The organism is Sphingomonas sp., assembly GCF_017744835.1.
Classification (GTDB): domain Bacteria; phylum Pseudomonadota; class Alphaproteobacteria; order Sphingomonadales; family Sphingomonadaceae; genus Sphingomonas.
Map to the genome: position 1 here is coordinate 59515 of NZ_JAGIAM010000006.1, position 21207 is coordinate 80721.

The window sequence follows — 21207 nt, forward strand, 5'->3', positions numbered from 1 at the left end:
CAGCCGCTATCGCCGCATACGAATTCCACGGCGTTGCGCTCGATCCGCACATGGGTGATGGAAGCGGTTACAAAAAGCCGGAGAGGGAGAATATGATGCTTCGCAGCTTGGTTGCGTTCTGTGCGGTGCTTGCCACGTTTCCCGCCGCCGCCCAGGTCGAGCAATCCACTGCCGCGATCGCCGATCCCGCCGCGCCCAGCATCGCCTCGCCCGACGGCCGCATCACCGTTGCGGTCACCACTGACGGCGACGGCCGCCCGCTCTACAGCGTGACTCGCAACGGCAAGCCGGTGATCGAGCATGCCGCGCTCGGCTTCCTCTTCACCGACGCGCCCAAGCTGCACCGGAACATCCGGATCGAGAGCCAGTCCAAGACGAGCGTCGACACCAGCTGGGACCAACCCTGGGGCGAGTGGAAGACGATCCGCGACCGCCACAACGAACTGCGCGTCCGGCTGAAGGAAACCACTGCGCTCGGCCGCGTGCTCGATGTCGTGTTCCGCGTCTTCGATGATGGCGTGGGGCTTCGCTACGAATTCCCCGAGCAGCCCAATCTCAAGCATGCGAACATCGCCGACGAGCTGACCGAGTTCGCCTTCACCCAGGGCGGCACGGCCTGGTGGAAGCCGGCGTTCCTGTGGAACCGCGAGGAATATCTCTACAACAAGACGCCGCTCGACGCGGTCGGCACCGCGCAGACGGTGATGACGATCAAGCTTGCCGACGGCACGCACGTCGCGCTGCACGAGGCGGCGCTGGTCGACTATTCGGCGATGAACCTCGCGCGGACCGAGGGCAACACGCTGCGCGCGGCGCTGACCCCCGGCGCGGGCGCGCCCAAGGTGAGCCGCGACCTGCCTTTCGCGACGCCCTGGCGTACCATCGTGATGGCCGACGACGCGCCCGGGCTCTACATGAGCCACATCACGCTCAACCTGAACGAACCCAACAAGCTCGGCGACGTCAGCTGGGTGAAGCCCGGCAAGTTCGTCGGCGTATGGTGGAACATGATAAAGGGCGAATGGACCTGGGCAACCGGGCCCAAGCACGGCGCGACCACTGCGAATGTGAAGAAGTACATCGACTTCGCCGCGGCCAACAAGATTCCGGGCGTGCTCGTCGAGGGGTGGAACGTCGGCTGGGACGGCGACTGGTTCGGCAATGGCAACGACATGCAGTTCGACACGCCGACGCCCGACTTCGACGCCGCCGAGCTCTATCGCTACGCCAGGTCGAAGGGCGTGCACCTGATCGGGCACAACGAGACCGGCGGATCGTCGAGCCATTATGACGCGCAGCTCGATCGCGCGTTCAAGTTCGCCGCCGACCACGGCATCCCCACGGTGAAGACCGGCTATGTCACCGACGCCGGCCAGATCGAGCGCGTCGATCCCGACGGCTCGCAGCACCGCGAGTGGCACGAGGGCCAGTGGATGGTGAATCACTATCAGCGCGTCGTGGAGACCGCGGCCAAGTACAAGGTGTCGATCGACTCGCACGAGCCGGTCAAGGACACCGGCTTGCGCCGTACCTATCCCAATTGGCTGGCGCGCGAGGGTGGCCGGGGCATGGAATATAATGCCTGGCCGGGCAAGAATCCGCCCGAGCACGAAGCCAATATGTTCTTCACTCAGTGGCTCGGCGGGCCGATGGACTTCACCCCCGGCGTGCTGAGCCTCACCGGATCGGGCGGCAGCCCCATCCAGTCGACCGAGGCCAAGCAACTCGCGCTCTATGTCGTGATCTACTCGCCGGTGCAGATGGCGGCCGACACGCCCGAGAATTACGCCAAGCACATGGACGCCTTCCGGTTCATCCGCGACGTGCCGGTCGACTGGTCCGAGACGCGCGTGCTTGCGGGCGAGGTGGGCGACTATGTCGCGGTCGCGCGCAAGGAGCGGGCAGGGAACGACTGGTACCTCGGCTCTATCACCGACGAGAACGCGCGCACGCTCGACGTCAAGCTCGACTTCCTCGATCCGCGCCGCAGCTATGAGGCGCAGATCTACCGCGACGGCGACGACGCCGATTATCGCACCGAGAAGCGGCACTCGATCGCGATCGAGAAGCGCCGCGTCCGCGCCGGCGAGACGCTGACGCTGCGGCTCGCGCCGGGCGGCGGCCAGGCGATCCGCTTCCGGGCGCTCAAATGACTCCGGTGCGGCGCGTCACCATCGTCGGCGGGGGTGCCGCAGGCTGGATGACCGCCGCGCTGCTCTCGAAGCTGCTGGTGCACGGCTTCGAGATCCGGCTGATCGAATCCGACGAGATCGGCACGATCGGCGTCGGCGAAGCGACGATCCCCGCGATCCGCGACTATTGCGCGCTCGCCGGGCTCGATCAGTTCGCGATGGTCCGCGCGACCCAGGCGACCTTCAAGCTCGGCATCGAGTTCGTGAACTGGCGCGAGCCGGGGCACAGCTACATCCACGGCTTCGGCAAGATCGGCCAGGACCTGTGGTGGCTGCACATGCACCAGCTCTGGCTCAAGATGGCCGGGCAGGGCGCGGTGAAGCATTTCGACCATTATGCGCTGAACTGCCTCGCCGCGCGCAAGAACCGCTTCTGCTTCCCCAATCCGTCGAACCCGCATTCGCCGATCGCGCACATCGACTATGCCTATCATTTCGACGCCTCGCTGTTCGCGCGCCACCTGCGCGCCGAAAGCGAGGGGCGCGGCGTCCAGCGGATCGAGGGGCGGATCGTCTCGGTCGAGCAGCGGGGCGAGGACGGGTTCGTCGAGCGCGTCCTGCTCGCCGACGGGCGCAGCGTCGAGGGCGATCTGTTCGTCGACTGCTCCGGGATGCGCGGGCTGTTGATCGGTCAGGCGCTGGGCGTCGGCTATGAGGAATGGAGCAAGTGGCTGCTCTGCGACCGCGCGCTCGCGGTGCCGTGCGAGAGCGTGAGCCCGCTCACCCCCTACACGCGCTCGACTGCCCACGGCAGCGGCTGGCAATGGCGCATCCCGCTCCAGCACCGGATCGGCAACGGCCATGTCTATTCGAGCGCGCACATGAGCGACGACGAAGCGGCGGCGATCCTGATGGCCAATCTCGACGGCCGCGCGCTCGGCGATCCGCGCCCGGTGCGCTTCACGCCAGGCAAGCGCCACCGTTTCTGGGAGAAGAACGTCGTCGCGATCGGGCTGTCGAGCGGCTTCCTCGAGCCGCTCGAATCGACCAGCATCCATCTGATCCAGACCGCGATCCTGCGCCTGATCGCACTCTTCCCCGGCGACGGCGTGAAGGCGGCGGACGTGGCCGAATACAACCGCCAGACCGATTTCGAATATCAGGACGTCCGCGACTTCATCGTCGCGCACTACAAGGTCACCAATCGCGAGGACACGCCCTTCTGGGCCTATCTCCGCCACATGGACGTGCCCGACAGCCTGGCCGAACGGCTCGAGCTGTTCCGCACGTCGGCGCGCTTCTTCGTCCATGGCAAGGCCGAGCTCTTCCGCGAGGAGAGCTGGGTGCAGGTGCTGCTCGGGCAGGGGCTGGAGATGCGCTACGACCCCATGGTCGACATGGTCCCTGATGCCGATCTCGCGGCGTTCGTCCGCGACGTCGAGGACGTGATCGAGGACGTGGCCAACGCGATGCCCGATCACGCCGCCTTCATCGAACGCCACTGCAAGGCACCGCCGCTCCCCACTGTTGCACCCTGAACACGCTCTGCGGCGTTCGTGCGCCGATCGATCGTGGAGGCGCGTGATCGGGATTGACACGGCGCGCGAAAGGGGTTTGTCACCGTTGTCTGAGAACAAAGACGGCCGGAACGTCATGTAACCGGTTACAATAATGGGTCAGGGGAGAGTGAAGTGAAGGATTCCAGCACCATGCGTTCCCATCTCGCGCGCGGCATCTCCGCCGCGGCGCTCGCGGCTGCGCTCGTCATCGGCGTCCCCGCCGTCGCGCAGACGACTGCGACTCTCCAGGGTCATGTCGAGGGCGTGCAGCCCGGCGCCACCGTCACCGTGACCGACACGGTCACTGGCCGTTCGGTCACCGTGCCGGTCAAAGAGGACGGCCGTTTCGTCATCCCGGGCCTCAGGCCGAGCACCTATCGGGTGGAAGTCCCCGGGCAGGAACCGCGCGACGTGACGCTGCCGGTGGGCCAGACCATCACCGTCGACCTGGGCGAGGCGCCAGAAGTCGCGGCGGCCGAGGGTGCGGAGATCGTCGTCACCGGGACGCGCGACCGCACCGAAGTGCGCACCGCCACGGTCTCGACCAACGTCAGCCAGACGCAGATCGAGAACCTGCCGCAGAACGATCGCAACTTCCTGAACTTCGCCGCGCTCGCGCCAGGCGTGTCGGTCTCGCCGACCGCGGGCACGCGCCGCATCCAGGCGGGTGCGGTCAGCGCCGACAACACCAACGTCTTCATCGACGGCCTCAGCCTCAAGAACCCGATCAACCACGGCGGCGTGGCCGGCCAGAACTTCTCGCGCGGCAATCCCTTCCCGCAATCGGCGGTGCAGGAATTCAAGGTCGACACCCAGAACTTCAAGGCCGAGTACGAACAGGCCGGCTCGGCGATCATCACTGCGGTCACCAAGAGCGGCGGTACCGAGTTCCACGGCGGCGCCTTCGGCGAATGGCAGCCCCGGTCGTTCATTTCGCGACCCTATTTCGACCGCCCCGGTCAAGCGAACAACCCCGACGGCACCAGGCCCAAGGGCGATTACGAGCGGTGGCAGTATGGCGCCGATCTCGGCGGTCCGATCATCAAGGACAAGCTGCACTTCTTCGCCGCGTTCGAAGGTACGAGCCAGACCCTTCCTTCCGCTTCGGTTGCGCTGAAGCCCGAGGATGGCGTTCCCGCGGCGATCATCAACGAGTTCAACGGCACGTATCCGCAGACGTTCGAGCAGCGGCTCTATTTCGGCAAGCTGAGCCTGTTCGCGACCGAGCGCGACACGATCAACGGCAGCGTGTTCATCCGCCAGGAAGACGAACTGCGCGATTTCGGCGGCAACGCGGTCCCCTCGCACGGGCACCAGATCGACGCGAGCGTGAAGGTCTACCAGCTCGAGTGGAACCACCGCGGCGACGATTGGCTGAACGAGCTCACCGTCGCCTACAACACCGTCACCAACGGCACGCCGCGCGTGTCCGAAGGCCCCGAGATCGTGCTCAACCGCCTCGTGGCGTTCGGCGGCGAGGCTGCGTTCCTCGGCGCCAACTCGTTCGAGCAGAACGATCGGCAGGAGACCTGGACGTTCAAGAACAACGTCACCTTCTACGGCGGCGATCATACCGTGAAGGCGGGCGCGAAGGTCTCGCTGAACGATTACAGCCGCGAAGAGGACCTTCGCAGCAACGGCTCCTATTTTTTCCACGCGCCGCTCTTCACCACCTTCGACGCGTCGACTCCCTTCGGAGCCAGCATCACGACCGTCGACGTGCGGCCGGCGCGCGCGAAGAACACCCAGATCGGGCTGTTCGTTCAGGACGACTGGACGCCCGACGATCACTGGACGATCAACGCGGGGCTGCGCTGGGATTTCGAGACCAACGCCAAGAACGAGAATTTCGTCACGCCCGACAATGTCGCTACGGCGCTGCGCAACTATCCCGGCTGGAAGGCCGCGGGGATCGATCCCGAGGACTATATCTCGACCGGCGACAACCGGAAGCCGTTCTGGGGTGCGTTTCAGCCGCGCCTCGGCATCAGCTATGACGTCCACGGCGACCGCGACCTGATCTTCTTCGCCGGCGCTGGCCGCTATTATGATCGGCCGCTGTTCATCACTGCGGGCATCGAGACGATCAAGAACCTGTACCAGTCCTCGCCGCAGATATCGTTCTGCGACGGCGGCGGCGGACAGCCGACCTGCGCGAGCGTGAGCGAAAACGGCGTGCTGCCGATCGGCTATATCCCGTACAGCCCCACGTTGAAGGATCCCGAGGCCCTGCGTGCAGCGGTGTCGGGAATCGGCGGCGACATCTGGCTGCTCAACAACGACACCAAGCTGCCCTATTCGGACCAGTTCAGCGTGGGCGTGCGCAAGCGGTTCGGCGCGGTGCAGACCTCGCTCACCTTCTCGCACATCCGCAGCCACAACATCTTCCAGTTCGTCCGCGGCAATCGCTTCTCGAACGGCTGGTACACCCGCATCCTGCAGCGTGATGCCGCAGGCAACGTCATCGGCTGCACCGATGGCGGCACCAACTGGGTCCAGGACAATATCCCGGACGCCGATTTCGCCGCCTGCCCGGCCACCCAGGGCGATCTCGCCGGCTTCAACGGCAAGCTCAACATCGGCCAGAACAACGGCAAGGCTGTCTACAACGCCGTCTATCTGACGATCGACAAGCCCTATTCGAAGGAATCGGGCTGGGGCCTCACCCTGTCGGGTACTTATCAGCGCGCGCGCACCAACGTCGGCACCGAGCTCGGTTCGGACGAGTTCTTCGCCGGCACCGAGGTCGACCAGTTCGGCTGGCAATATGTGCAGGGCGTCGACCAGTATCGCTTCGTCGCGACCGGCATGGTCGATCTGCCGCTGGGAATCCTGCTCTCGGCCACCGGAACCTTCGCCTCGGGCCCGGCCTATGGCTATGCAGGCTGCCCGCCGGCGGCAATCCCCAACCCGGGGCCTGCGCCGGAGAACACCGGCTGCATCGCGAACCTCGGCGGCGTGCGCTTCCCGCCGAACGAGTTCGCCTATGCCAATGTCGACCTGCGGCTGACCAAGACGTTCGAGCTCCCTTGGGGGCACCAGCTCCAGATCAAGGGCGAGGTGTTCAACCTCTTCGATTCGATCAACCGCAACTATTCGTCGTGGAGTGCCGGCAACAATCCGCCGCGCTGGGAAGAGGAAGCCACCGTGGGCAATGCCCGCACTTTCCAGGTCGGTGCCAGCTATCGCTTCTAAGCCCCCTTCGAAGCGATACTGTGGGGGAGGGGGATCACCTCCTCCCCCGCTTTTTTCCGGGCCGGAGCGATGAAACCACAGCTGCTGCACTTCGGGGAGAGCCGGCATCCGGTGGTCGTGATCGACGGCTTCACCGGCGATGTGCCCGGATGGCGCGATCTGGCCGCGGCGATGGCGCCCTTCCCTCTGAATCGCGGTACCTATTATCCGGGCGTGCGACGCTCGATCCACGAGGCGGACGAGACCGCCTTCGCCCGCGTGCAAACGCTCCTGGAGCGGGCGGCACCCTATATCGGCGGCGGCTTCGACTTGAGCGGGTTCGACCTGATCGACGCCAGCTTCTCGATGGTGACGAGCTCTCCGGAAGGGCTGGGCCCGCCGCAGCGCGTCCCCCATTTCGATTCGACCAGCGCGGAGCATCTCGCGCTGCTGCTCTACCTGTCGGACACGCCGGGCACGGCCTTCTATCGTCAGCGTGCCACCGGCATCGAGCGCGTGACCGAAGAGAATCTCCCCCGCTTCATCGACGCCGCCAAGGCCGCGAGCATGGAGATGCAGGGCTATATCTGCGGTTCGACGCCGGCCTTCGAGCAAATCGGCGCGGTCGCCGGCATCGTCGATCGGCTCGCCATCTATCCCGGCTCGCTGCTTCATTCGGGGATCATCCCGGCCGACATGGAATTCAGCGCGAACCCGCGGCACGGGCGGCTGACGCTCAATCTTTTCGTTCAGGGACGCCGATCATGAAGCCTATCGCCCCGCTCGCGCTGAGCCTGGTCGCCACCGCCGCGGTGGCGCAGCCGGCCGCTCCGGAGCGCCGGACCTACATCAATCCGATCGACATCGATTACCGCTACAATTTCGAGCAGATCAACGAAGGCGCGTCCTACCGGACCGGCGCGGATCCCGCGATCGTCCGCCACAAGGACGCCTATTACATGTTCCAGACGCTGGCGGACGGCTATTGGCGCTCGACCAATCTCGCCGACTGGACCTTCATCAAGCCCAGCCGCTGGCCGTTCGACAGCATCGTCGCGCCCGCCGTCTGGTCGGACGGCGCGCGGATCCTTGTCCAACCGTCGATGATGGAGCCCGAGTCGATCCTCGAGTCCACCGCGCCCGAGACCGGCCGGCTCGACTTCCTCGTCCGCCGCATGCCGCCGCTCCCCGGCGCAGTGAACAAGGCGCCCGAGGAGATGAAGCCCGGCGAGATACCGCCGGGACCCTGGGACCCCGCGCTGTTCAAGGACGACGACGGCCAATGGTATCTCTATTGGGGGTCGTCGAACGTCTTCCCGATGTACGGGATCAAGGTCGCGTTCGAGGATGGGCGGCTGGTCTATCACGGCCAGGCCAAGCCGATGCTCGCGCTCGATCCCGAGCGGCACGGCTGGGAGCGTTTCGGGCAGGACCATTGCGCCTGCTGGGCGCCGGGCAAGCCCAGCCCCTCCTATATGGAGGGCGCCTGGATGACCAAGCACGGCGGGCGCTATTACCTCCAGTACGGCGCGCCGGGTTCCGAGTTCAACGCCTATGCCAACGGCACCTATGTCTCGGACAATCCGCTCGGGCCGTTCACCTATGCGCCGTGGAACCCGGTCGCCTATCGCCCCGGCGGGTTCGCGCAGGGGGCGGGGCACGGCTCGACCTTCGAGGACCGCTACGGCAATTGGTGGAACACCGGCACGTCGTGGATCGGCTATAATTGGGGAATGGAGCGCCGGATCGTGATGTATCCGGTCAAATTCTACCCCGATGGGCAGATGGCGGCCTTCTCGCGCTTCGGCGATTTCCCGCATTACGCGCCCACATCGAAGGTTGAGGACCCCGAGAGCCTGTTCCCGGGCTGGATGCTGCTTTCGTACAAGAAGGCGGCGAGCGCCTCCTCGACGATGGGGGAGTTCGCCGCAGACAGGACCACGGACGAGAACCCGCGTACCTTCTGGGTCTCCGGCGCGAACAAGGCGGGCGAGACGCTCACGCTTGACCTGGGCGGACCGCGGACGCTGCGCGCGGTCCAGGTCAACTATGCCGACTACAAGTCCGACCGCTTCGCCGACGCGCCGGACATCTACACCGAGTTCGAGCTGCAATCCTCGCTCGACGGTCGCAACTGGTCGCCGCTCGCCCACACCGAAGGACCGCGCCGCGACCGGCCCAACGCCTATGTCGAGCTGCCTGCGCCGGTGAAGGCGCGCTACGTCCGCTATGTCCATGGCCATGTCGGCGGGGCGAACCTCGCGATCGCCGACATCCGCGTGTTCGGCAGCGCCGGGGGCAAGCCGCCCGCCGAGCCGAGCGGCGTGACCGCGAAGCGCGACAGCGACGAACGCAATGCGCACATCGCCTGGAAGCCGGTGAAGGGCGCGGTCGGCTACAACGTCCTGTGGGGCGTGCGTCCCGACCGGATGACGCTCGGCTACCAGCGCTGGGCCGATCAGGGGGCGAGCCTGGAAGTGCGCGCGCTCAACAAGGGGCAGGCCTATTGGGTCGCGGTCGAGGCGTTCGACGAGAATGGCGTGTCGCGGCGGACGAAGCCGACCCCGATCCGCTGAGGGCCGGCACCACCTCGCCCGCCACAGGGATATCGGATAAGGCGCCCGCATGATTCTCCTCCTCGCGCTTGCCGCGGCCCAGACTTCGGAGCCGATGGATTTGCCCGCGCTCGACGCGGCGATCGAGCGCTGCGAGCGCGACAAGGTGCTTCCGGTCTTCGCCGCGGAGCCGCAGCGGCGCAGCGCGGCAGTGACTGCCTTCTATCGCGAACAGGCGCAGATCGCGGCCGAACGCCTCGCGACCGCGAGCCAGCGCCGGGCGCTGCGCGAGGGGACGGCAGCGGCCGCGACGGGGCAGTCGCTGCCGACAGCCTCGGACCAGGAGCTCGCGCTACGCCAGCTCGCGCTCGACGACCGGCAGCGCGCGCTCGACGACCAGCGGCGCCTCGAGACGATGCGGCAGGAGGCCGTCGACCTCAAACGCCAATATTTCCTGACCAAATGCTCGGGAAAGAAGCTCGATTGACGCGCGGCCGTGGGCGTTATCCCAGCCAGCCGCCCTTGAAGCCCGCGCGCAGCAGCCCGCGGCGGATGGCGGGGACCTCGCGCATCCGGCTCCACACGAAGTCGCTGCGATAGTTCGCCGCCATGGTGAGGATCGGCCCCTGGTCGATGCCGAGGTAATCGTCGTCGACCCAGCCGAGCACCGGATCGACCACGCCCTTCTCGGGCTTCACCTGGTGGCGGAAGCTGGGGTTGAACGAGTCGAGGAAGCCGTATTTGCCGTAAAGCCGTCCGCCCTGCGCCGCGCGCATCGCCTGCGCGGCGGGGATGACGATTTCGGGCGCGAAGGGCAGCGAGCCGAGCGCGGCAGTGGGCGCCAGCGTTCCGTCGTCGCGCCCGTCGGGCTGGCCGAGCGGTCCGCGCGCGGCATAGCCGTAGAACTGGCGCGTCTCCCCCTTGAAGGGCAGCCGGAAGTCTCCCGGGCCGTCGCAGGCAGTGAGGCCCCAGACGTCCTTGGACCAGCCGTCCCACCGCTTCGGATTGGCGATGCAATAGGCCCGGTTGGCATAGGTCGCGCGACGGCTGTTCTCGAAATAGTCGAGCCCCGCCTCGCGCATCGGCGCGTCCTGGATGCCGCGGAAGTCTATCCAGATGTGGCTGTACTGGTGGCCGAACATCGGCGCGAAGGCGAGGTGCCGCGTCGGCCCTTCGCCACGCCAGCAGTTCGGATAATTCTCGATCCAGGCGTCCCAGCTGTTGTCCGCAGGCGCGTGCACCGGCGCACCGAGCGCCAGTATGTGGACGAACATGCCTTCGTTGTAGCCGTTCCAGTTTGCCGGGATCAGCCCGCGCTCGGGATGCCAGCCCATCGAGATCGACTTGCGCCCGTCCGCGCGGAAGAAATTCCAGTCTGCGCGGGCGTAGATTTCTTCGGCCAGCCGCCGGATCTCGGTCTCGGCGGCGTCGGCGCGATCATAATAGCGCCCGGCGAAGAGGACGCCCATCAGCAGCAGCGTGGTGTCGACGCTGGAGAGCTCGACGTCGCGGAAGCGCGTGCCGGTCTCCATGTCGAGGAAATGGTAGAAGAAGCCCGCGTGCCCGGCCTTGCCCTGCGGCTCGGGGCCCTGCGGCGCGTTGCGGAAGAAGCGCAGCGTGGTCAGCGTCAGGTCGCGCGCTTCGGCCCGCGTGCACCAGCCGCGCTCGACGCCGATAGGATAGCAGGTGAGCGCGAAGCCGACCGAGGCGATCGAGCAGAAGCTGGGCGTCGGCCAGCGATCGGGCACCAGCCCGTTCCTGCGGTTCACTGTGTCCCAGAAGAAGCGGAAGGTCCGCTCCTCCAGGTCGTCGTAGAAGCCCGGCAGGCTTTTCCCCGCCGGGGCCGGACCGGCACCCAGGCTGCGCGCGCAGCCGGGAAGCGCGGCCGCGGCGGCGAGCAAAGAGGAACGCGAGATCAGCTTGCGTCGGTCGAGCATCGATGGGCCCTTCACCTCCGAAAAAGCGGAGGGCGGCGCAGGAGCCGCCCTCCAGGAGGGGTAATGGTGAAAGCGGTTACATTGTCGGCGCGCGAAAGCCCCTCAGCCATCGGCGGCAGCCACGGTGGTCGCGCGGGCGACGAGTTCGGGTTCGATCAGCTCCACACCGCTGCGGGGCCCCTTGCCCTCGAGCATGTCAATCAGCCGGGCGACGGCGCGCGAGCCGATTTCGGCGATGCGCACCTGCATGGTGGTGAGCGCCACATAGCGGGCGAGGGGGACGTCGTCGAAGCCGGCGACGGCGATGTCCTCGGGAACGCGCTTGCCAAGCACGCGCAGCATGTGGAGGCAGCCGATCGCCATCATGTCGTTGGCGGCGAACACTGCATCGCACGGTTCGCCGCTCTCCAGGATCTTGCGCGCGGCGGCTTCGCCCGATTCCTCGTTGAAGTCGCCCTGGACGATCCGCACCGGCATGTCGGGCGCGAGCCGCTCGAGCGCGTCGCGGAAGCCCTGGGCACGCTCGCGCGCGTCGACATTGCCCTGCGGACCCGCGACATGGACGATGTGCCGCCGGCCGAGATCGAGCAGGTGGCGCACCATCGCTTCGGCGCCCGCGACATTGTCGAGCCGCAGCCCCGGATGGCTCGCCACGTCGCCCGGCGCGTTGATCAGCACCGAGGGAAGCGCCGCCGGCAGCGCGCGCTCGAGCGAGGCGAGCGGGATGTGCGGCGCCATCACCAGCAGCCCGTCGACGCGACCGCGCATCGTGCGTAATGCGGCGGCGGACTGCTCGCTGTCGTCGTGCATGTTGGAGAGCAGCAGCACATAGCCGCGGCGGCTGGCTTCCTTGTCCATGCCGCGCACGCATTCGGAGAAGAACTCGCCATGCAGGTCCGGGAGCACCACGCCGATCGCCTGCGCGCGCGCCAGGCTCAGGCTGCGCGCGCCCGCATGGGGGACGTAGCCGAGCTCGGCGGCGGCGGCCATGATCCGCTCGCGCGTCTCGCCGCGGACATTGTCCACGCCGTTGAACGCGCGCGACACCGAGGCGATCGACACCTGGGCGCGTCGCGCGACATCCCGGATCGTGGCTTCTCCCATTTTGCTCCTGCTCCCGGTCTCACGCATCTTTCCTACGTTTCAGACCGCAAGGGCGATTGCAATGCCCGCCCTGTCGAGGATATGTAACCGGTTACGTAAGCTGCTCACAAGCAAAAAAGTTGCGCGTGGGCCGGGGATTAGAGTGGCTGCGTTCCCGAGCCGGGATGCGCCGATTCAGGAGAGGTATCGATGCTCGAAGCCAGGATTTCGCGACGCGCGGCGCTGATGGGAGCGAGTGCCGTTGCGGCTTGGGCGGCGAGCCCCGCGCGCGCGATGCTGCAGGCGGCTGCGCGCGTGCCGGTTCCGGCTTTCATCGACGGCCTGATCGCGAAGATGACCCTTCAGGAGAAGGCCGGGCAGCTGACCCTGATGCCCAGCGCCTGGGGCGGCGGGGTCGCGACTGCGCTCAACCCCCCCACCGAGGGGCCGAGCTTCGAGGCGCAGCTCGACGAAGTGCGCCAGGGCCTGGTCACCGGCGTGTTCAACGGCAACGGCGCCGAGATGGCGCGGCGGATGCAGACCGCGGCGATGACGCAGAGCCGGCTCAAGATCCCGCTGATCTTCGCCGCCGACGTGATCCACGGCCACCGCACGATCTTCCCGGTGCCGGTCGGCGAGGCGGCGAGCTTCGAGCCCGATCTCGCCGAGCGCACCGCGCGCATGGCGTCGTACGAGGCTGCCGCGGCGGGCATCGACTGGACCTTCGCGCCGATGGTCGACATCGCGCGCGACCAGCGCTGGGGCCGCACGATGGAGGGCGCCGGCGAGGACGTGCATCTGGGCATGCTGATCGCCGAGGCGCGCGTTCGCGGCTTCCAGGGCAAGGACCTGCGCGCGATCGATTCGATGATGGCCTGCGCCAAGCATTTCGCCGCCTATGGCGCGGCCGAAGCGGGGCTCGACTACAACACGGTCGACATTTCCGAGCGCACGCTACGCGAAGTCTATCTGCCGCCGTTCCGCGCGGCGCTCGACGCAGGCGTGCTGACGTTCATGGCCTCGTTCAACGAGATTTCGGGCGTGCCCTCGACCGGCAACGAATGGCTGATGCGCCAGCTGCTGCGCGGCGAATGGGGTTTCGAGGGCTTCGTCGTCTCCGACTATACCGGCGACATGGAAATGATCGACCACGGCTTCGCCAAGGACTCGCGCGAGGCCGCCAGGCTCGCCTTCCTTGCGGGCGTGGACATGAGCATGACCAGCGGCTTCTATCGCAAGCACCTCCCCGAGCTGGTCGAGGCCGGCGAAGTGCCGATGGCGCGGCTCGACGAATCGGTGCGCAAGGTGCTCGCGGTCAAGGCAGTGCTCGGCCTGTTCGACGATCCCTTCCGCCGCATCGACACCAAGCGTGAGAAGGCGCGTTCGCGCACCAGGCCCGCGCTGGCGCTGTCGCGCGAGGCGGGCCGCAAGTCGATCGTGATGCTCAAGAACCAGGGCGACCTGCTGCCGCTGCCCAAGTCGGGCAAGCGGATCGCGATCATCGGTCCCTTCGCTGAAGGGCAGCACGACCTCAACGGGCCGTGGGTGGTCTATGGTGACAACGCCCAGGCCGTCGACCTCGCCACCGGCGTTCGCGCCGCGGTGGCGGACCGGGCCAGCGTGACCGTCGCCTTGGGCTCCGGCGTCGAGGAGCCGCTCGCCGGCGGGATCGAGGCCGCCGTCGCCGCGGCGCGCGCCGCCGACGTGGTGCTGCTCGCGATCGGCGAGAGCGAGAACATGTCGGGCGAGGCGCAGTCCCGGCCCGAGATCGTCGTCCCCGCGCCCCAGCAGGCGCTCGCCGAGGCCGTTGCCGCAACCGGCAAGCCGATCGTGGTGGTGCTCAAGAACGGCCGCGCGCTCGCGCTGCAGGGCGCCGTCGCCGATGCGCCCGCGATCCTCGTCACCTGGTTCCTCGGCAGCGAGACCGGCCATGCGATCGCCGACATATTGTTCGGCACGCACGGCCCCTCGGGCCGCCTGCCGTGCAGCTTCCCGCGATCGCCGGGCCAGCAGCCCTTCTATTATGCGCACAAGCCGACCGGCCGGCCCAATCCGTCGGACGACAAGCTCGAGCCCTACAAGGCGCATTACCGCGGGATCCCCAACTCGGCGCTCTACCCGTTCGGTCACGGCCTCACCTACGGTCGGATCGAATATTCGGATCTGCAGGCCGCGCCGACGCTCGCCTGGGACGGCGAGCTGACCGTCAGCGCGCGCATCACCAACAGCGGCACGCGGGCGGCCGAGGAAGTGGTGCAGCTCTATGTCCACGATCGCGCCGCCAGCGTCACGCGTCCGGTCCGCGAGCTGAAGGCGTTCCGCAAGCTCGCGCTGGCGCCGGGCCAGTCCGAAGTGGTGACCTTCAAAATCCGCCGCGACCTGCTGCTCTTCTACGGCCGCGACAACAAGCCGACGGTCGAGCCCGGCCAGTTCGACCTGTGGATCGCGCCCTCGGCCGAGGCGCAGGGCGTCCACGGCACGTTCGAGCTGCTGGCGCGCTGATCAGCCGCCGCCGAGGTCGCGCACGATCCGGGCGTGCGCGCCGCGGCCCAGCGGATTGAGCAGCATCAGCGCGCACGACAGCGCCAGGCAGGCGAGCGGGACGATCGCGATCGTCCAGCGCATCGCCGCCAGCGTCGCCGGGCTCTGCGCGACATTGGCGACATAGCCCGCCGAGTTGAAGCCCATCCCCAGGATCGCGGTCGCCACCCCGATCGCGACGCGCTGGAGCAGCGCCGCGACGCCGAACACCGCGCCCTCGACGCGCAGCCCGGTCGCGCGCTCGCCATATTCGATCGTGTTGGGCAGCATCGCCCAGAAGGCGAAGTGCAGCCCGACGATCGCCGCCTGCATCGCGACCAGCCAGGCCTGCATCGCCGCGGCCGCGCCGATGTGCACCGATGCGAACAGCGCCAGCCCCGCGATGCACAGCGCCGCGGCGAGGAACCACAGCGCGCGCGTGCCGGTCCGCCGCTGGAGCAGCATCCACAGCGGCACTGCCATCGAGCTCACCAGCCCCATCCAGGCGAGCGCCCACTGGCCGGCGGCATCGTCCCCGATGAAATATTTGAAGTAATAGAGCACCGACTTGTTGAGCACGGTGATTCCCACGATCGCCGCCATCATCGCGAGATTGAGCGTCACGAAGGCGCGGTTCGCCGCCAGCGCGGTGAGCGCCGCGGGCGTGGACGGCGGCGGCGCGGCGGCGGGGATCGCGGCTTCCTCACGGCAGAAGGTGCCCACCAGCATCAGGATCGCCGTCGCGACCACCGCGAAGACGAGCGCGGCGCCCAGATAGGCGCGGGCCGGCACCATGTCCCCGGCGAGCCAGGCGCCGAGCGGCACGGTGCCGCGCGCCACCGCCACCCAGGCAAGCGTGCCGAACAGCATCCGCGCGCCGGCGACGAAGGCGCGGTCCTGGCTGTCGGTGCTGATCCGCGCGCCCATCGCCAGATAGGGCACGTTGAGCGCGGCATAGGCGGCGCGAAACAGGAAATGCGCTGCGGCGACGCCCGCCAGTCCCCAGAAGCCCGAGGCGAGCGGCGGCGAATAGGTGAGGATGCAGGCCAGCCCCAGCGGCACGCTCCCGATCACCAGCACGGACCCGTAGCCGCGCTTCGGCCGGTGCCGATCCGTGACCGCGCCGGCGACGAAATTGGCGATGCCGTCCCACACCGACGCCGCGGTGTAGATCGCCGCCGCAGTGGTCATCGGCAGCGCCAGCGCCTCGGTATAATAGAAGAGCAGGTAGAGCATGATGCTCTGCCAGTAGAGATTGAAGGCGAAGTCCCCGAAGGCGAACAGCAGCAGCCGCGCCTTGGGGACCTTCGCGCCGGGGGCAGGGGCGCCCTCGGTCGTCACTGCCGGGCCACGAGCACCCGCGCCGCGCGCCGCTGGTCGGGCAGCGTGAAGCGCACGGTGCGCTGCGCCGCATCGACGCTCGCCTGCGCACCCTTCACCGCCGCTCCGCCGCTCCAGCCGTGCACGGTGACTTCGATCTCCTTCCACCAGGGACGGTAGCTACCCTCGCGCGCGCCGAACAGGATGGCGAGGCCCTCGGGCGTCTCTTCGCAGCGGATCGTCTGGCGCAGCGTCGCGCCCTTCACCGAAATGCCGTCGTCCCAATAGAGCGCGCCTGCGCAGTCCTTGCCCGGATAGACGTGGAGCGACAACGGACCCTGCGGACGCTCGGCCGTGCTCTGCACCAGCGGCTGGCGCGGCAGGATCGTGCCCGCGCGCACGAACACCGGGAGCCGGTCGAGCCGGGGCGTCTCGGTGATCTTCTCGCCCTCCACCGGCATCCCGGTCCAGTAATCGAACCAGCCGCCGGCGGGCAGGCAGACGTCATAGGGCTGGGGGCTCTCGGGCTTGGGATTGCCCGCGACCATCAGGCCGTGCCCCAGCGTGAATGCCATCGACTGGTCGCACGAGGCCGAAAGCGCGCCCGGATAGTCATAGAAGACCGGCCGCATGATCGGATCGCCGGTCCGCGCATTCTCCTCGGCCACGGCATAGAGATAGGGCAGCAGTCGGTAGCGCTCCTCGATCGCGCGGCGGCGGATCGCAAGATGCTCGGGGCCGTCGACCCACGGCTCGCTCCGCGGCGTGTCCTTGGCGGCATGGACGCGGAACACCGGCGTGAAGGCGGCGGTCTGGATCCAGCGCGTCAGCAGCTCGGGGCTCGGCCCGCCGGTGAAGCCGCCGACGTCGGCCGCGGAATAGGAGAAGCCGGAGAGGCCCAGGTTGACGAGCTGCTGGACCGAAAGCTTGAGATGCTCCCAGGTCGCATTGTTGTCGCCGGTCCAGGTCACCGCATAGCGTTGCCCGCCCGCATAGCTGGCGCGCGTCATCACGAAGGGCCGCTCGTTCGGGCGAAGCCGCTGCAGCCCCTCGAACGTCCCGCGCGTGTTCTCCATGCCATAGACGTTGTGAATCTCGGCGTGGGTCGCATCGCGCGGGGCGAAATCGTCGCTGTCGATGCGGTGGAGCGTATCCGTTGGCATCGTCTTGCTCGGCGTCTCGAAGATCGCCGGCTCGTTCATGTCGTTCCAGAAGCCCGCGATGCCCTGGTCGACGAAGCTCCTGTAGAGCGAGCCCCACCAGTCGCGTGCAGCCTTGCGGGTGAAGTCGGGGAAGACCGCGGGGCCGGGCCAGACCGGCGCGACATAGGGGCTGCCGTCCGGGTTGCGCAGGAAATAGCCTGCCTTCATCCCCTCGTCGTACGGCGCATAGCCTTGGTCCGGCGCGGCGGCGATGTGGAGGTCGGTGATCGCCACCAGCTTGATCCCATCGCTGCCCAGGTCGCGCGCGAGCTTGCCCAGGTCGGGAAAGGCCTTGCTGTTCACCGTGAACGGCCGGTTGCGGTCCTGATAGTCGATATCGAGCCAGATCACGTCGGTGGGCACGCGATCCTGCCGCAGCCGGCCGGCGATCTCGCGCACTTCGGCATCGGTCATGTAGCTGTAGCGCGACTGCTGATAGCCGAGCGCCCAGCGCGGAACGAGCGGCGCCTTGCCGGTCAGGGCGGTGTAGCGGCGCACCACTTCCGCGGTGCTCGGCCCGGCGATGACATAATAGTCGATCGGCCCGTCCGGCGCGCCCATCGCGAGCACGCCGTCTTCGCGGTGCCCGAAGTCGAACCAGCTGCGGTGCGTGTTGTCGAGGAAGATGCCGTAGCTTCCGCCCGCCCCGCCGGCGCTGACGAAGAAGGGGATCGACTTGTAGATCGGATCGGTGGTGCCGGTGAATCCATAGGCGTCGGTGTTCCAGTCGACATAGCTCGCGCCGCGGCGGTCATAGGGACCGGTCTTGTCGCCAAGCCCGAAATAATGCTCGCCGACCGGCATTGCCTTGCGCAGCGTGAAGCCGTTGCCGTCGAGGGTCACCGGCGCCGCCGCATCGCCTGCGATGCGCCTGCCCGCCGAGTCCTCGATGCGCAGCGCAAGCGTCGCGGGATCGATCCGGACGCGCAGCGCGGGGGTGGCGAAGCCATCGGGGGCAGGGGTGACGCGGGTCGATTGCGCGCGCATCGCGGCGGGAACCGCCCAGCTCGCATCCTCGGGAAGCGTGCCGTCGCGCCCGATCCGCACGCGCAGGATCGAGTCGGTGAGCGCGGTCACGCGGAGCAGCAGCGCGCCCTGCCGCGCCTCGGCCCCGTCGGCGCGAGCCACGATCCGGGCGGGCGCACTGGCGGAGGCGCCCTGCGCCGCTGCCGCATGCGCCACCGTCGCACCGAAGCCGAGCGCGAGCGCCGCTGCTGCCGTCCTGATCATTTCCGCCGTTCCTCCCGCAAAGTCCGATGCGCCTTCTGCAATCGGTTACACCGGCGCGCCACGTCTTTTTCATGTGCCGGTCCAGTATGTTGCGCGTTGGTCCATAGCCATTGGGCATCGGGGCGCGCACGCAAGCTATTTGCCGTGTCCCGGTGCACTGCCCAGTCTGGCGGCAAGTGAGGAACGACAGGCCATGACAGCCCAGAACCGGATCCCCGGCGACCTGGTCGAACGCTATCACCGCGAAGGCTATGCGATCGTCCGCGGCTTCTTCTCGCGCGCGGAAATCGCCGAAGTCGGCGCCGCGATCGACCAGCTCCGCGAAGAGGGCGAGCGCCATGGCCGGAGCTTCCGCCATGGCAATCTCTTCTACAATGTCGTGCCCGGTGCCGAGGGGCCGGTGGTGCGGATGGTGCAATGGCCCGCCTATCACCAGCCGGTGATGAACGCCGTGCGGCTCGACCGGCGCTTCGCCGAGCTGCTCGGCCCGCTGATCGGCGGCGACCTCAAGCAGATCATCAACCAGGTCCATTGGAAGGCGCCGGGAAGCAAGGGCGATTTCGCCTGGCACCAGGATTCGCGCTTCCGCAAGCCTGACGCCGCCTATCGCAACCTCGGCAGCTCCTATGTGCAGACCGGGCTCGCGATCGATCCGCACACGCCCGAATCGGGGTGCATGCGGATGATCCCGCGCAGCCATTTGCACGGCGAGCTGCCGCTCGACACCAGCACCGAAGTGCTGGGCAATGCCCCGCAGGACAGCGCGCTCGAGGCCGTGGGCTTCTCCGCATCCGACGTGGTCGAACTGGTGCTGGAGCCGGGCGACCTGGCGCTGTGGAGCCCCTATCTGGTCCATGCATCGGGCACCAACCGATCGGACCATCGCCGCCGGCTCTACATCAACGGCTATGTCCGCGCCGAGGATTGCGATCGCGGCGAATGGACCTTCCGCGGCGGCGAGCCCGTGCCCCTCGGCCCCGAGCCCGCGCTCGTCCATTACGAGCAGCTTCACCAGCGCCGCGACCCCCACTACGTCGAGACGCCCTAGCTCCCGGTTCTCGCGGAACGAGCCGGCCGGTCCTTCGTTCGGCTTCCATCGGGACCCCCATTCCGGGGACCCTTGCGCATGTTCTTGGGGCCGGGAAAAATGGCACAGCAGAAGCGAAAACGATCCGCGGCTCAGCGGAAGCCCGGTGGCGCGGCCTGGGTAGTGGCCGGGTTGCTCGGCGCCGCGGCGATCGGCGTCGCCGCCTTTTTCGCCGGCAGGCTGAGCCGCCGCGACGACGAGGAAGACGGCCCGACTCCGGCCGCCTTCGCCGTTCCGGTCGCCGAACGCGGCAGCTTCAATCCCACCCGGAATGCCGGTCCCGAGCATATGCGGGACGAAGATGGCGACGTTTGGGACGAAGTGGACGAAGGATCGGACGAGTCCTTCCCGGCCAGCGACCCTCCGTCCTACGCCCTGCCCAAATCCCGCCGTAGCTAGAGCGATGCGCCCTTCAGGCGCTTGTGAAGAGAAGAGATGGAACAGGAACCCGACAGCTATTTCTACGACCGCGCCGAAGCCGAGCTGCAGCTGGCGCAGAGTGCAGAACATCCCGCCGCGGTACGCGCGCATTATCTGCTCGCCGGACATTATCTCGACCGCTTCTACGGTGCCCCCGAAGACGAGGAGGCTCCCGCGCAGGCGGCCGAATAGCCGGGCTCAGAGCGAGGCGCTGGTCCGCGCGGCGAGCTGGCGTGCAGTCTCGATCGGCGCAGCGAAGGACGTGCCGGTCGCGATCATCGGTCGCCCGTCGGCCGCGGTGGTCGGGACCTGAACGCCGAGCTGCCAATGGTAGAGATAGCCGTCGGGATTGGCGTCGGGGCGGTTGGTGCCGCTCCACACCTGTCCGGTCGAATCGACTGCCCCGACCAGCACCGCATTGGGATAGGCGGCGCGTGCCTGGGGCAGGTTGCCCGGATGCGCGAAGCCGTCGTTGCCGGCGGCGAGCACCACGCGGATGCCCTTCTCCCCGGCCTCGCGGATCGCCTGGGTGATCTCCGGATCGCGGCTGAGCGCGAGCGAGATGTTGATCGCGTCGACGTTGAGTTCGGTCGCGCGGCGGATCGCCGCCGCGATTGGCCGGGCCGAGGGCTGGCACGGCGGGTTGGCGCCCTCGGGGCAGCCCGAAGGGTCGTCGATCCGGATCGAGATGATGTCGACGTTGCGGTTCGCGGCGCGCGCCAGGATCGTCGCCACCATCGTGCCGTGGTCGTAGCGCGGCTGGAACGCCGGGCGATTGCTTCCGGCCATGTCGTATTCGGCCGAGACGAGCGGTGCGAGCTCGGGAGTCCTGGCCACCCCGCTGTCGATGATCGCCACCCGCGGCGGCTGCGCCACCGGCGTGGGAGGAACTTCCGCTCCGAATGCCGCAAGTAGCGGCAGCAACAATGTTTTCACGTACCCCGACCCCCCGGCCAAAGCGAATCACGCACCACGCACTATGCAGCGA

The 21207-nt window shown here is 67.8% G+C and carries 15 protein-coding genes; 10 read left to right on the top strand and 5 right to left on the bottom strand.

The genetic code is table 11. The features are described from left to right. The first annotated feature begins 92 nt into the window (after positions 1-92). The 6 genes from J7500_RS16340 (at position 93) to J7500_RS16365 (ending at position 9907) form a co-directional block, all read left to right on the top strand. The gene (locus tag J7500_RS16340; RefSeq protein ID WP_294063030.1) at positions 93-2153 is read left to right on the top strand and encodes a glycoside hydrolase family 97 protein; all 2061 of its coding nucleotides are present in this window, start codon (positions 93-95) and stop codon (positions 2151-2153) included. After that, positions 2150-3670 (top strand): tryptophan halogenase family protein, encoded by a 1521-nt coding sequence (locus J7500_RS16345; protein WP_294063031.1) that lies wholly within the window; start codon positions 2150-2152, stop codon positions 3668-3670. The genes J7500_RS16340 and J7500_RS16345 overlap by 4 nt, the downstream gene beginning before the upstream one ends. A 171-nt stretch (positions 3671-3841) precedes the next feature. Further along, entirely contained in the window at positions 3842-6886 is a 3045-nt protein-coding gene (locus J7500_RS16350; protein ID WP_294063032.1) for a TonB-dependent receptor, read from the top strand. A gap of 69 nt (positions 6887-6955) precedes the next feature. Further along, positions 6956-7633: a DUF6445 family protein gene (locus J7500_RS16355; protein ID WP_294063033.1), complete on the top strand. Its 678-nt coding sequence runs from the start codon at positions 6956-6958 to the stop codon at positions 7631-7633. Beyond that, positions 7630-9441, top strand: coding sequence for a family 43 glycosylhydrolase (locus J7500_RS16360; protein ID WP_294063034.1), 1812 nt, complete (start codon positions 7630-7632; stop codon positions 9439-9441). Before J7500_RS16355 ends, J7500_RS16360 begins: the two co-directional genes overlap by 4 nt. A 49-nt stretch (positions 9442-9490) precedes the next feature. Beyond that, on the top strand, positions 9491-9907 hold the full coding sequence (locus J7500_RS16365) for a hypothetical protein (protein ID WP_294063035.1): 417 nt from the start codon (positions 9491-9493) through the stop codon (positions 9905-9907). A gap of 16 nt (positions 9908-9923) precedes the next feature. Here J7500_RS16365 and J7500_RS16370 read toward each other — a convergent pair whose 3' ends face one another. Both J7500_RS16370 and J7500_RS16375 read right to left on the bottom strand, forming a co-directional pair. Then, positions 9924-11357 carry a glucoamylase family protein gene (locus tag J7500_RS16370; protein ID WP_294063036.1) on the bottom strand — a complete coding sequence of 478 codons (1434 nt, stop codon included), beginning with the start codon at positions 11355-11357 and terminating at the stop codon, positions 9924-9926. A gap of 102 nt (positions 11358-11459) precedes the next feature. After that, on the bottom strand, positions 11460-12461 hold the full coding sequence (locus J7500_RS16375; RefSeq protein WP_294063037.1) for a LacI family DNA-binding transcriptional regulator: 1002 nt from the start codon (positions 12459-12461) through the stop codon (positions 11460-11462). Positions 12462-12650: 189 nt separating this feature from the next. Between J7500_RS16375 and bglX the strand changes: the two genes are divergently transcribed. After that, positions 12651-14942, top strand: a complete 2292-nt coding sequence (gene bglX / locus J7500_RS16380; RefSeq protein WP_294063039.1) for a beta-glucosidase BglX — start codon at positions 12651-12653, stop codon at positions 14940-14942. On the opposite strand, the gene J7500_RS16385 is transcribed toward bglX, so the two are convergent. Together J7500_RS16385 and J7500_RS16390 are read right to left on the bottom strand one after the other, a co-directional pair. After that, a complete protein-coding gene (locus J7500_RS16385) occupies positions 14943-16301 on the bottom strand; it encodes an MFS transporter (protein WP_294063040.1) in 1359 nt (452 codons plus the stop codon). Further along, entirely contained in the window at positions 16298-18712 is a 2415-nt protein-coding gene (locus J7500_RS16390; RefSeq protein ID WP_294063042.1) for a TIM-barrel domain-containing protein, read from the bottom strand. Before J7500_RS16390 ends, J7500_RS16385 begins: the two co-directional genes overlap by 4 nt. A 193-nt stretch (positions 18713-18905) precedes the next feature. On the opposite strand from J7500_RS16390, the gene J7500_RS16395 reads away from it, so the two are divergent. From J7500_RS16395 to J7500_RS16405, 3 genes are all read left to right on the top strand, one after another. Then, the gene (locus J7500_RS16395) at positions 18906-19760 is read left to right on the top strand and encodes a phytanoyl-CoA dioxygenase family protein (protein ID WP_294063044.1); all 855 of its coding nucleotides are present in this window, start codon (positions 18906-18908) and stop codon (positions 19758-19760) included. 99 nt (positions 19761-19859) lie between these two features. After that, on the top strand, positions 19860-20198 hold the full coding sequence (locus tag J7500_RS16400) for a hypothetical protein (protein WP_294063045.1): 339 nt from the start codon (positions 19860-19862) through the stop codon (positions 20196-20198). A gap of 36 nt (positions 20199-20234) precedes the next feature. After that, a complete protein-coding gene (locus J7500_RS16405; protein ID WP_294063046.1) occupies positions 20235-20411 on the top strand; it encodes a hypothetical protein in 177 nt (58 codons plus the stop codon). A 6-nt stretch (positions 20412-20417) separates the two neighbouring features. On the opposite strand, the gene J7500_RS16410 is transcribed toward J7500_RS16405, so the two are convergent. After that, positions 20418-21155: a S8/S53 family peptidase gene (locus J7500_RS16410; protein WP_294063047.1), complete on the bottom strand. Its 738-nt coding sequence runs from the start codon at positions 21153-21155 to the stop codon at positions 20418-20420. Positions 21156-21207: the final 52 nt, after the last annotated feature.